This is a genomic window from Paenibacillus baimaensis, from assembly GCF_025567575.1.
Genome location: NZ_JAOQIO010000007.1, coordinates 660,145 through 672,489, shown reverse-complemented (window position 1 = coordinate 672,489; position 12,345 = coordinate 660,145). Strand labels below are relative to the sequence as shown.

Sequence of the window (12,345 nt, the reverse complement as noted above, 5' to 3'; positions counted from 1 at the left end):
TTGGAACCAATTGGGAGGAAGGCATAAAATGAAGTTTGATTTGCACACACACCATCATCGCTGCGGGCATGCAGTCGATGAAATTGAGAGTTACATCCGCTCCGCTATCGACTTAGGGTTGTCGGCAATCGGGATTTCAGATCATTCTCCTTATTTTGCCGCAGAAGAGGACCATCCCTCACCAGGATTGGCGATGGCGAAGAGTGAGTTTCCAAAGTATATCGAAGAGGTGGTGAAGCTTAAGAAGCAGTATGAAGGTAAAATTGAAGTTTTAGTAGGTGTGGAGTCGGATTATTTTACGGATTCGATAAAGCTTTATGCCGACATATACCGCAAATATCCCATCGACTATCTCATTGGATCTATCCATATTTCGGGCGGCAAGCATATATCGGATAGAGGTCTGTGGACGGTGCTTGATGAGGAGCAGTTGGAACTGGAGAAATTCATCTATTTTGACCTGCTGCAGCAAGCAGCCAAAAGCGGCGTGTTTCAGATTATTGGCCATATGGATTTAATCAGACGATATTATAAGGATTTCATGCAATCATGCGGTCCGCTAGTTGAAAAGACGATGCAGGTATTTGCAGAAACCGATGCGGTGTACGAGGTCAATACCTCAGGGATCGAGCGTGGGGAAGGGATTAATCCGTGCCGAGAGGTGCTTGAAATAGCCAGCCATTATGGAGTTAAAGTCACCTTTGGCTCCGATTCGCACCGACCTATGCGGGTAGGGGAGCATTGGGATTCAACAATCACCTTATTGAAGCAATTGGGCTATAAGGAATTGATCATGTTCCGCAACCTTAAGCCTGTAAGCATATCGATTTAATGCGAGGGGAACTAGCGATGAAACAGCAGCATGCTTATCAACCTGAGACAGGATATTTGCGCATCAAGACCTTTAATCTGAACTCAAAAGAGCATACGCCATTGGGTGTGCCAGTGGAAATGCCTGCCGACAGCTTCCTGTTCAGCTACTACCAAGCGGAAAGGACGTTTCATATCCTGATGGATGCAGGCAAGAAAAGCCAGTGCCAGCAGATCATCATCCCTTATTTGCTGGAGTCTGGCATTACACGAATAGATATGGCAATTCTCACCCATCCCCATCAGGATCATTTTGGCGGTTTCATTGATATTTTGGAGCATCCGGACATTGCTGTTGACCAGATCATTTATGCTCCCGTATCTGGAAAAGATGTCGAAAAAGGCGGGGTTGCCGACCAAAACTATGATAATTGGCAGCAATTTGATACTATCCTTCAACGAAATAAGCATCTCCATCGAGCTATTAGTAGAGAGAATATTGGCGAGCAAATCCGGATCGATGTTGACTTGTATTGGGACATCATCGATGTTCCGTTGTTTCAGCAGGATGAAATGGAGCCAAACGTTAATTTGAATAACTTGAATTTGGTGTTGAAGCTAAGCTTTAAAGAGTTTACTGCATTGTTTCCGGGTGATTGCGCTGCACAGCAGACGGAAGGCATCCTGCAGTCTGCTGCCAGCAAACAGCTGTCCAAGCTGTTCTTGCTTAAAGCAGCACATCATGGTGGAGACCAATCCCTTAACCGGGAATTGATAGAAGCTTGTGATGCACGGGTGGTTATCATCCCGAGTAATTATTATATTGTTGAAAACAAGGCCGCTTTTGCTGCAAACAACCATCTTTATAGTAAAAATGGTGCCAAAGTGTTCAGAACGGATGTATTCGAAACGATCGAATTAACGACAGACGGCTACAGTGTGACCTGCAGTGCCGAAGCACAGGACTACAGCGAAACCGTATATTTTCCGTCATGCAGCCGTAATTAAAAACAATAAACTATCGTATATGGAGGAATTTTATATGAAAATCAGAGGTATTGCACATCGTGGTTATCCCAGGAAATTTCCAGAGAATACATTGTCGTCGTTTCAAGCTGCTTGCGATTTAAATTTTACCCACCTGGAACTGGATGTTCATTTGAGTAAGGATGGTGTTCCGGTTGTTACCCATGATTATTCCATTGATCGGTTGTCCGACGGGAAAGGATTTATTCGAGATTATACGCTGAAGGAATTGAAGCAATTCTCAATTGGTGGGACGGAAACGATCCCGACGCTTGAAGAGACGATGGATTTGCTCAAGGGTAAAATTAAAGTGCTTATCGAACTGAAGCAGGCCGGTGACATGTATCCCAATCTGGAGGAAGCAACGCTTAACGTCGTTTACAGTACAGATACACTGGAACAGTCACAGATTATATCGTTCGACCATTTCTCCCTCATGCGGACGAGAGAGCTTGATAAGGACATTGAATTAGGAGCACTTTGCAGTGGTAATATGCCGCACGTATTCCCTTTTATGAAAGAAATGCGTTGTACCTTTCTGGGTTCACAGCTTAAATTCCTGACACCGGTGTACGATAAGCTTATGAGAGATAACGGCATTATTTGTGGTCCCGGAGTGATCAACTCTATGGAAGAAATGGAGATCATTGCGGACAAATATCCGGCCGCATTGGTTACGACCGATGAACTGGAGCGTTGGGCTGACCTTTATAAAAGCAACCCGAAATTGCGTCTCGAGGTTTAATCATTGTGCCGGTTCGTATGAAGTGTGGTTATATGACTGGATGAAGGAGATAGAGCAATGAAAGCAGCCGTACTCAAAGAAGCTCACCAGATTGAAGTTATGGAATGGAAAACAACGGAGCTTAAACCCGATGAAATGAGGATTCAAGTCAAAAGCTGCGGCATTTGCGGCACAGACCAGCACATTTATCACGGAAACCCAGGCTCCGCAGCCGTAACCCCACCGATTGTGCTCGGCCATGAGCTGGCTGGTATCGTCACAGAATGCGGGGAGCACGTGAAGCCATTTAAAGCAGGAGACCGGGTATCGATAGACCCGAATATGTACTGCGGAAGCTGCCGATATTGCCGCAATGGCCAATCGCATCTATGTGACCACCTTCAAGCTGTTGGTGTTACACGTGATGGAGGCATGGGTGAATATGCAATCGTACCCGCTGCGAATTGCTATTTACTGCCGGATTCGATGAGCTTTGCGGAGGGGGCAATGGTTGAGCCACTTGGCTGTGTGCTACATGGCTTCAAGAAAGTCGACATTCGCCCGATTCATTCCGTGCTGCTGATCGGTGGTGGCTTTATCGGACAATTATTCCTGCAATTGGTGAAAAAGCAAAGTGCAGCAAGGATCGTGGTTAGTGAGCCTGCTGCAGAAAAGCATAAGGCGTTGTTGGCACTGGGTGCTGATGAAGTCGTGCAGCCAACCGCTTTAGTAATGGAGCAGCTCAAGGGAGAATTCGACGTAATCATTGAATGCGTGGGACGCAAGGAATCGATGGAGCTTGCCATTGAAGCTGCAAGAAAGGGGGGGCAGGTGCTATTATTTGGCGTCGCCAATCCGTCAACGCAAATCCAAGTGTCACCTTATGCAATTTTCACCAAGGAGCTTTGTATATTCGGTTCCTTTATTAATCCACATACGCATGAAGAAGCAATCGCTCTGATTGACCAAAAGATCGTCAAGGTGGAGCCTTTAATCAGCCATCGATTCCCGCTAAATGAAGTACCGCAAATTATGGATAATTATGCAGGTATGAATGTGACCAAAGGGATCATCGTTTATTGATTTAGAAAGCGAGAAGAAAGAAGTGAACACGTTGAACGGAATATCCAGCATTTGGTTCATTAGCAACGTTGAGCTTCTATGGCGAATGGTGCTTGCTGTTGTTCTCGGTGGATTGGTTGGCATGGAGCGTGAATGGCATAACCATGCAGCAGGCTTCCGTACACACATTTTGGTATGTTTGGGTTCAGCCACCATTATGCTGCTCTCGATCTACGGCTTCTCCGAGTTTGTTGCGGAGGTCAACGTACGGATTGACCCTGCCCGTTTGGCGGCTCAGGTCATTAGCGGTATTGGTTTTCTTGGAGCTGGCGCTATTCTCCGTAACGGTTCTTCTATTAAAGGGTTAACCACGGCAGCCTCGATTTGGGTTGTAGCAAGCATAGGCTTGTGCGTTGGCGCGGGGTTTATATACCCTGCCTTTGTTGCGACGCTTCTGGTTCTTATCAGCCTTCTTCTGTTAAACAAATGGGAGAAGTATTTACTAAGGCACCGCCGAAATAATGATGTCACGGTCAAAGCGCATGATGATCCCGGTATGCTTGGAAACATTGCTTATAAATTCAGTGAACAAGGCATTCAAATCATAAATGTAAAAATGACGCATGATTTGGATCAAATGGATGACGAAGACGGGAGAGCGAAAACCCAATTCTATTTTAACCTGCAGGTTAAGGATCGGAATAAAATCTTATTGGCGGTCGAGCAGATCAAAGGACTAGATTCCATTCTTTCAGTTGAAACTAGTCCTGGTCATGATAGGGTGAGGGTTCACCAGCGATTGCCTATGTGATCGTTATAAATGGTGTAGGAAGTTACTTGCTTAAGGGGGATTTACGTCAATGATTTTGGGTGCAATTGAAGCCGGGGGCACGAAATTTGTTTGTGGATTAGGCAATGAGCACGGTGAGATCATAGAACGTGAGAGCTTTTCTACAACAACACCAGACGAGACAATGGGACAGGTTGTTCGTTTTTTTGAAAATAAGAAGGTTGAAGCGATTGGTATCGGTTCTTTTGGTCCGGTGGACTTGAATAAAAAAAGCCCTACCTATGGTTATGTGACAACGACACCGAAGCCCCATTGGAATCAATACCCTATTTTGCAAGAACTTCAAAAACATATTCATGTCCCAATCGGTTTTGACACAGATGTTAATGCAGCAGCTTTAGGAGAAGCACAGTGGGGAGCGGCAAAAGGGCTGGACAGCTGTGTATATGTCACGATTGGTACTGGAATTGGGGCTGGAGCCATCGTCGAGGGGAAATTATTGCATGGCTTGCTCCATCCAGAAATGGGGCATATCCCTGTAAAACGGCATCCGGAAGACAAATATGCAGGAAACTGTCCCTATCATCAGGATTGTTTGGAGGGAGTAGCTGCAGGTCCTGCAATTGAAAAAAGATGGAGCCAGAAAGGGCATAATCTACAGCAAAATGACCAGGTCTGGGAGTTTGAAGCTTATTATTTAGCCCAAGCAGTAACGCACCTCATCTATATTCTTTCACCCAAAAAAATCATTCTGGGTGGTGGAGTCATGAAGCAAAAGCAACTATTCCCTCTGATCCATGACCAAGTTACGCAGATGTTAAACGGCTATGTACAGATGGATGAGCTTGTCTCAGGAATCGATCGCTACATCGTATCACCTGGTTTGGGCGATAATGCTGGGCTTAGTGGAGCATTGCTGCTTGCCAAGCATGAGCTTCTTCAGCTGTAAGACCGTCGGCTGATCGCTCGCAATCCTGTTATAGATTACAATGCAATCCCCCGATCCAAAAAGGCATTGCCAAATCGAGTTTTTTCTAATTTTAAAGGTACAGGCACTTATAGGCTATCACCCACATATGATGATACTAATCGCAACGTGGGGGTGACTGAGTATGCCTGGACTGTTCTCGGCAATAGCTTTGTTTATTAAAGAGGTCGTACTGCTGGTTTCGTATGTCAAAAACAATGCCTTTCCCCAACCGTTATCTGAAGCGGATGAGGATAAACATTTAAGACAAATGGCAGCCGGGAATCAACATTCGCGTAATTTACTCATCGAACATAACTTACGTCTCGTCGCGCATATCGTCAAAAAGTTTGACAACACTGGCGAGGATCTAGAGGATCTGATCTCAATCGGCACGATTGGATTGATCAAGGCGATCGAATCATTTTCGCCTGATAAAGGAACAAAGCTGGCTACCTTCGCAGCCCGCTGCATCGAGAACGAAATACTTATGCATTTAAGGTCGCTTAAGAAAACCCGCAAGGATGTATCCCTGCATGATCCGATTGGAACGGATAAGGAAGGGAACGAGATTACGTTAATCGATATTCTCGGTTCCGAAGCAGATGATGTAGCAGATCTGGTGCAGCTGAAGATTGAAAAGTCAAAAATTTACAGGAATCTGGACATCTTGGAGGAGCGTGAGCGCGAGGTCGTTGTAGGTCGTTTCGGGCTGGAGGCTGGCGGCGAGGAGCGAACACAGCGTGAAATTGCCAAGTCGCTGGGCATCTCGCGTTCGTATGTATCGAGGATTGAGAAGCGTGCATTAATGAAGCTGTATCATGAGTTTTACAAGGTGAAACGGTAGTTGTGAAATATTAAGCATGAACGAGTCTGCCTTGACGGCAGGCTCTCATCTATATGTGAATGGACGTATTTGTCATGGACTAGCTACTCTAAGTTGTTGAAAATGTTTCATGATAATAGTGAGAGTATCATCTGCAACTGGGGAGCGGATGGGAGTACTTTTCGCGGGTAGCGATGATGTCAGGGATTCAATCCTGATAAGGTAAATGTAAAAAAATGTAAATATTGTTATTAGATGTTATTTTTGTATAGAACACGGCATTGAAATCTATCGCGCCGATTTGTTAGTCCGAAGGCCATACCCTTCCGCTCCACGGAGTATCGATTCGGAAATCAGAATAATATAATCATCCACTAAACGCAGTTTAACCTCGTGGCCGGCTTGCTCCGCCCCGCGTTGAACAGCTGCGGCAAGCGTAGCGGAAATCTTGTTAATTCACATTAGTTCAAGTCAATGAGGTATAAATATTTTCAGTATACTTAGTAATGGTTTCATCGTAATCTGGATACTTATATTCGAGACTTTTTGCCACAGCCTTTGAGTATTTTCTAAATAACTCATAACTAGTTAATAAAGACTGCCACATTTCCTGATACCCATTCTCAGAATAGGTTGATAGTAATGATTCCCAATCTTCATTTGGAAGGTAACGATTTATAAATTTATAGTTTTTCCCCACACTAAAGGTATATCCCTGCTCTGATCCAATTTGCCAAGCCATCATTCTCAATAAATTAGGTCTTGCAATCTCGTTTAAATGGTCAATAGCAAAAAGTATTTCTTTTCTCGCTAATCCTTTTACTACGTAAGTTGAAACCATCCAGAACTCATTGCAGCAATCATCAAATTCTCTTGCATTTGGCTTTTTAATCCAATATTGACGATCATCAGCGATCACTTCATTTTTGATTAGAGTATCCTTATCAAGCAAGACCTCAACTAAACCATCGCTCTTGGTAAAATAATCCTCCACCTCGTTAATTGGAATAAGTGTTAGGTCTACTTTATTACCATCCTCAAAAAGAATTAAATATGAAAACCAATTACCTAATTCTGACGGAAAAAGCTCCATATCCTCAGGTTTTTGCATCATAACACGATTCCCCAAAATTTTAAGCCATTGATCATTTTCCTTGAAAGAATCAACATCTGTTACAAAGTAAGAAATGTCATAATCTTGGAATGTATCAGGGGGAATGTTTTTGTTTGTACGTGACCCTTCCAAAGTTACCAATCGGATTCTATCATCATTCATAGCAAAATCTACAAGGATATTCATCATTTCTTGTTCACTTCTCAATACAGTAATCCTCCGTTCCAACCATTTTCTTTTGTACCCTTAAAATTAGAGATTCATTATTGCCGCATTACTTTGACGAAGACTGACATTAGTCACATTTATCGTGAAAAGACATGAAGTAACGAGCATACTTAGATCCAAAGTTAGTCATAAGATGTTAGCTAAATTATAGAGGAAATGTTCGAATACAACAAATATTAACATTATAATTTTACATAGCGATTAATAAAAAGAATGATTGACAAGAAGTTAAACTTTCCTCTATAATTCAAATCAATAATAAATACGGTAAAAGGTTGAGTAAACGAGTACCCTTATCCGTAAACATTTTCCGCTGCTGGCGGGATCTGTTTACTGTGGATAAGGGTTTTCTTGTTTTACCGGGAAAGAGAGGATTTGATTTGAAAGGTTACATTTTTGACTTGGATGGAACGGTTTACTTAGGTGACACCATGATTGAAGGGGCAGCTTTGGCTATCAGCCAACTGAGGGATAGAGGTGATAAGGTTGTGTTTCTATCCAATAAACCGATTGCACCGAGAATCTCTTATGCTGAGAAACTGACGAAAATGGGCATACCGACCTCTATCCACGATGTACTGAATTCATCGTTGATCGTAGCGAGGTACCTGCAAAGGCATGTAAAACAAGGACAGCATGTGTACGTTGTTGGTGAAGAGCCGATATGTGAAGAGCTGCGGCTGCACGGAGTCCCGTTGACGGATGAAGGGCATAAAACGGATTACGTCGTTCTATCATGGGATCGGAGCTTTAACTATGACACGCTTAATTTTGTTTATCAGGCGGTTCTACGTGGAGCAATGGTCATTGCCTCGAATCCGGATTCGACTTGTCCGCTTGAAGATGGAACATTGCCGGATACAGGAACCTTTATTGCAGCATTGGAAGCAGCCACAGGCAGACCTGTTGATCTAGTCGTTGGGAAGCCTTCACCCATTGCGGCGGAGGCGGTCTTACAGCATATTGGACTCGATTCAAGCAACTGTTTTATGATCGGAGACCGATTGGAAACAGATATCAAGATGGGGAATGATGCGGGTATGTCCTCTGTGCTTGTACTGACAGGCATCAGCACTAGAGAAATGGCACAAAATGACGTTTGCCGCCCTAAATATATTATTCCGAGTATCAAGGATATCATTTATTTATAAGTATAGTCCCCAAACTGTAATTATAAGTAAATGGTATAATGAATGATGTCACTATCTAGCTGAGGGGGGCATCACATGTATCCGATCGTAGATTTGGTAGAGCACCAAACAATAGCTGCAGTTCAAAAAGAGGAAGATATGGAAAGAGCCTTGTTAGGAGAGGTTAATATCGTTTTTTTATTAACCGGATCCATTTTTAACATCAAAGAACTGGTAGATCAGATTAAAGCCGCAGGGAAGCATGTTTTTATTCATATGGAATTTATCGAAGGAATTGCCGCTGATCGCAGCGGTGTTACTTACATGGCAAAGCATGTTCAACCGACCGGAATAATTTCCACGAAAAGCAACCTTATCCGGATTGCCAAGGAACATCAGCTTATGGCTATTCAGCGTATATTCCTAATTGATCGGAGTGCGGTAGCGAGGGGGATGAGGGCAGTCGAGCAAAGCATGCCTGATGCTATCGAGGTCATGCCGGGGGTTATGCCCAGAGTTATTCGAGAAATAACGAATATGACACCGCTTCCAATTATTGCGGGAGGGCTTGTCGTCCACCAAGAGGAAATCGATGATGCTTTGAAAGCTGGAGCTCTGGCAGTATCGGCAGGTACATCGTCACTATGGTAATCCGAGTCGAGCCCCATGCCGATTCCCCCAAGGATATGCCCGCTTACGAAGCTACTCTGTCAAAAGGAGAGCTAGCAGGGAAGGTGCTATTGTAACCTGTTGTAACCTCTATGCCGCCATAAATCTCTTTCATCACTTGATGAAGCGGGATTTTTAGACTATAGCATTGGCAGGCTTTCAGGAAGGTGAGGTGAAAAGACCGCTGGAAAGACAGTTTATACTGTGCTCCAGGTGAATGGAGTGATGCAATTTATACTAATTTGGAGGTGTTGTTAATTGAAAACGTTAATGCCGCAGTTGAGAGAACGAAAGGGTACGATATTTAATTGCCGTTTAGCTGTACAAATATGTGCAGTTTTGCTAGTAGTCTTGATGCTGATTCCAATTTTGCCACCCAATCAACAAGTTTTAGCAGATCCGCTTCCGGTCACTCAGGTATTTGATTTGTCAGATAGCTCGGATCCATCAATTCTTAAAAAAAATCTACAACGCAGCACAGTCTTGCAATCTTTTGGCTACGATAATGTCAATCAACATATTTACACGGTTCAATTAATTGGCGGTGGCCTTCAACTGCCGGGCGAGTCGTCGGCCCCCACTGCTGCGGTTAGAAAAACGAATGGGGATTTATGCATCACCAAGCTCGATTTTGCCGGCAACATTATCAGCTATATGTATGTGTTAGGAGCCGGACACGGGGTGTCCATCGGTGTAGAGCCAGGCATTGGGCAGAATGGACAGCCAGTTGCTTATCTGTGGACAGAGACTGACGGTGTGCCTGATAGTGTGAATGGAGCAAGAGGGACGAAGATTGCCAGATTTCCTTTCACGGATGGCGCGGTAGTAACGCCTAATACCCCGTGGCTTCAGAAGCACACGCTAGTTCCTGGATCCACCAATGCAACAGTCAGTATTGACATGAAACATGGCTATTTGGTTTCGCGGTATAAAGCAACCGATGGAAATTATAAGCTCAGCTTATTTGATCTGGCGCAAGTGAAGTTAGGAAACTATGTTGTGCGGTCCACGATAAATATGCCAGCTGTGGATACAACGGTTACTTCGTTCCAAGGTTATACATCCTATGGAAATTATGCTTATTTGTTGGAAGGCACAGCATATGGGAATGGGAACTCAGTAGCCCCTAACGGTAATACTTACATTAGCATATATGATTTCAACACGGGAGCTCTAGTGGATCGGGGTCTTACAAAAGCCGGATATTCGCTGCTGTACAGAGAACCCGAAGGAATGGCCATCCAAATCCCAAATCCTAGCACCCCGGGCTATGCACGCTTGTCATTTGGCTTTGCTTCCTATGTTTCTACAACCGATACTACCAAGCAGGCAAGTATCTATTATAAGGACGTGCTTCATTGATCTTGGATTCAAAATAATATTTGAATGCAAAAGTGACATAAGGTATAATAAAATTGCTTAAAGAAAACGCTTTAATTACCAATTATAATTGAATCACTCTGGGTTACGGAGACCATGAGATTACCCAAGAGACAAAGAAATCGTATGTTTGCATACGATCCATTCTGTTGTCTTTTCTGTATTTTCATGGTCTTTTTTTTATACTTTCATCAATAAGGGAATCTTCAAAATGCAATTTTATGATAGATAAAATGAGAGGGGTATTCTTAAACTATGAAATTAAAAAAAATGACAGCTATGTTGTCTGTAGCAGCCATGTCGGCGGCTCTGCTTAACGGTTGTTCCCAAGGATCCGAACCCGCTACAGCAACCAAGCCCGTAGTAGAGGACACAACGCCCATCACGATTCAATACTGGCATTCCCATGCCGAGAAACAAATACCTATAGTCAACACGATGATTGAAGAGTTCAAGAAGAAATATCCGTATATTACGGTAGAGCAGGTGTTCCAAGGCGGCTATCCCGATCTGCACAAAAAATTGCAGGCGGCCGTAGCCGCAAACTCTGTACCAGCTGTTACTAATGTGGAAGTGGCTTCCCTTCCTAACTTTGCAGAGGGCGGGGTGTTCGCGGACCTGACTTCTTTCATCAAGCGCGATCAGATCGACCTGAACGATTTCTCCAAAGGGATGCTTCAAGCTTACGGGTACAATAACAAGCAGTACGGCTTTCCATTGATCGTCAGTTCAAGCGTGTTCATATACAATAAGACGATGCTCGATAAGATCGGGGTCAAACCTCCTCAAACGTGGTCGGAAATCGAAGATTTCAACAAGAAGGTAACGGTCAAGGAAAATGGCAAAACAACCCGGTATGCCTTCTCGGTGCCCGGTTGGGATACATGGTACTTCGATCCATGGATTACCAACGGTGGAGGTACTATTCTTACGGCGGACAAGAAAAAGGTAGGCTTTGACCAGCCGGAGAGCTGGAGATGGATCGAGAATTTCCGTAAATGGACTCAGGATGGCTCTGTACAAATGGGGTACGGACCAGGAGCTTCCGATAATATGCGGCAAATGTTCCTTGATCAGAAGGTCGCTATGGTCGAGCATTCGTCTGCAACCTTGAAAGCAACCTATCTCGATAATGCGAAGTTTGAAGTGGGCATGTCGTTTCTTCCGGGTGATAAGGAACGGAAGGCCCATATCGGTGGGGCCGGTATCGTAATTATGGATAAAGCCCCGGAGAAGCAAAAAGAGGCAGCCTGGAAGTTTGTTAAGTTTTTGACAGACAAGGAGAACAATATCAGATGGGCAGATGGAACTGGATATTTGCCGACTCACAAATCGGTCATCAACACCGAGGAAGGCAAAAAGTTTTTTGAGAAATATCCTCAATATAAAGTGCTATTCGACAACTTCGATAACATAGTAGGGCGGCCGCAGCATCCTGCATATCCGGAGTTTAGCAAGAAATATTTGGACATCATTGGCAAGATGTTGTTGGAGAATGCGGATCCGGTGCCTCTTCTAAAAGATGCAGTTAAAGGGATGAACGATATCTTGAAGGATTATCAATAAGTATTCATTAAGCAATCATATCGGTCAATGCAAGTGCTTGGGCAGGCTTGCTT

12 protein-coding genes are annotated in these 12,345 nt (G+C 43.9%); 11 read left to right on the top strand and 1 reads right to left on the bottom strand.

What is annotated here, in order from left to right; genetic code table 11:
- Window positions 1-28 precede the first annotated feature (28 nt).
- From OB236_RS04570 to sigK, 7 genes are all read left to right on the top strand, one after another.
- Window positions 29-832 (top strand): histidinol-phosphatase, encoded by an 804-nt coding sequence (locus OB236_RS04570; protein ID WP_262682968.1) that lies wholly within the window; start codon window positions 29-31, stop codon window positions 830-832.
- Between the two features lie 17 nt (window positions 833-849).
- Window positions 850-1,818 carry a ComEC/Rec2 family competence protein gene (locus OB236_RS04565; RefSeq protein WP_262682967.1) on the top strand — a complete coding sequence of 323 codons (969 nt, stop codon included), beginning with the start codon at window positions 850-852 and terminating at the stop codon, window positions 1,816-1,818.
- 34 nt (window positions 1,819-1,852) lie between these two features.
- The gene (locus tag OB236_RS04560) at window positions 1,853-2,581 is read left to right on the top strand and encodes a glycerophosphodiester phosphodiesterase (RefSeq protein ID WP_262682966.1); all 729 of its coding nucleotides are present in this window, start codon (window positions 1,853-1,855) and stop codon (window positions 2,579-2,581) included.
- A 57-nt stretch (window positions 2,582-2,638) separates the two neighbouring features.
- Window positions 2,639-3,643: a zinc-dependent alcohol dehydrogenase family protein gene (locus OB236_RS04555; protein ID WP_262682965.1), complete on the top strand. Its 1,005-nt coding sequence runs from the start codon at window positions 2,639-2,641 to the stop codon at window positions 3,641-3,643.
- Between the two features lie 85 nt (window positions 3,644-3,728).
- Complete coding sequence (locus OB236_RS04550; RefSeq protein WP_179097504.1) at window positions 3,729-4,433, top strand: MgtC/SapB family protein; 705 nt, start codon at window positions 3,729-3,731, stop codon at window positions 4,431-4,433.
- A 49-nt stretch (window positions 4,434-4,482) separates the two neighbouring features.
- Complete coding sequence (locus tag OB236_RS04545; protein ID WP_317259311.1) at window positions 4,483-5,361, top strand: ROK family protein; 879 nt, start codon at window positions 4,483-4,485, stop codon at window positions 5,359-5,361.
- A gap of 163 nt (window positions 5,362-5,524) precedes the next feature.
- Complete coding sequence (gene sigK / locus OB236_RS04540) at window positions 5,525-6,226, top strand: RNA polymerase sporulation sigma factor SigK (protein WP_262682963.1); 702 nt, start codon at window positions 5,525-5,527, stop codon at window positions 6,224-6,226.
- Window positions 6,227-6,671: 445 nt separating this feature from the next.
- Here the strand turns inward: sigK and ant(6) are convergent, their stop codons facing one another.
- Window positions 6,672-7,526: an aminoglycoside 6-adenylyltransferase gene (ant(6), locus tag OB236_RS04535; RefSeq protein ID WP_262682962.1), complete on the bottom strand. Its 855-nt coding sequence runs from the start codon at window positions 7,524-7,526 to the stop codon at window positions 6,672-6,674.
- 401 nt (window positions 7,527-7,927) lie between these two features.
- Here ant(6) and OB236_RS04530 point away from each other — a divergent pair, with 401 nt between their 5' ends.
- From OB236_RS04530 to OB236_RS04515, 4 genes are all read left to right on the top strand, one after another.
- Entirely contained in the window at window positions 7,928-8,698 is a 771-nt protein-coding gene (locus tag OB236_RS04530; protein ID WP_262682961.1) for an HAD-IIA family hydrolase, read from the top strand.
- 75 nt (window positions 8,699-8,773) lie between these two features.
- The gene (locus tag OB236_RS04525; protein ID WP_262682960.1) at window positions 8,774-9,328 is read left to right on the top strand and encodes a glycerol-3-phosphate responsive antiterminator; all 555 of its coding nucleotides are present in this window, start codon (window positions 8,774-8,776) and stop codon (window positions 9,326-9,328) included.
- A 276-nt stretch (window positions 9,329-9,604) separates the two neighbouring features.
- Window positions 9,605-10,708, top strand: coding sequence for a phage baseplate protein (locus tag OB236_RS04520; protein WP_262682959.1), 1,104 nt, complete (start codon window positions 9,605-9,607; stop codon window positions 10,706-10,708).
- 273 nt (window positions 10,709-10,981) lie between these two features.
- Window positions 10,982-12,292 (top strand): ABC transporter substrate-binding protein, encoded by a 1,311-nt coding sequence (locus OB236_RS04515; RefSeq protein ID WP_262682958.1) that lies wholly within the window; start codon window positions 10,982-10,984, stop codon window positions 12,290-12,292.
- Window positions 12,293-12,345 lie beyond the last annotated feature (53 nt).

What these genes read in the sequence shown, in the direction of transcription:
- OB236_RS04570 (WP_262682968.1), top strand. Translation starts at nt 29, where the DNA reads ATGAAGTTTGATTTGCACACACACCATCATCGCTGCGGGCATGCAGTC.
- OB236_RS04565 (WP_262682967.1), top strand. Translation starts at nt 850, where the DNA reads ATGAAACAGCAGCATGCTTATCAACCTGAGACAGGATATTTGCGCATC.
- OB236_RS04560 (WP_262682966.1), top strand. Translation starts at nt 1,853, where the DNA reads ATGAAAATCAGAGGTATTGCACATCGTGGTTATCCCAGGAAATTTCCA.
- OB236_RS04555 (WP_262682965.1), top strand. Translation starts at nt 2,639, where the DNA reads ATGAAAGCAGCCGTACTCAAAGAAGCTCACCAGATTGAAGTTATGGAA.
- OB236_RS04550 (WP_179097504.1), top strand. Translation starts at nt 3,729, where the DNA reads ATGGTGCTTGCTGTTGTTCTCGGTGGATTGGTTGGCATGGAGCGTGAA.
- OB236_RS04545 (WP_317259311.1), top strand. Translation starts at nt 4,483, where the DNA reads ATGATTTTGGGTGCAATTGAAGCCGGGGGCACGAAATTTGTTTGTGGA.
- sigK (WP_262682963.1), top strand. Translation starts at nt 5,525, where the DNA reads ATGCCTGGACTGTTCTCGGCAATAGCTTTGTTTATTAAAGAGGTCGTA.
- OB236_RS04525 (WP_262682960.1), top strand. Translation starts at nt 8,774, where the DNA reads ATGTATCCGATCGTAGATTTGGTAGAGCACCAAACAATAGCTGCAGTT.
- OB236_RS04515 (WP_262682958.1), top strand. Translation starts at nt 10,982, where the DNA reads ATGAAATTAAAAAAAATGACAGCTATGTTGTCTGTAGCAGCCATGTCG.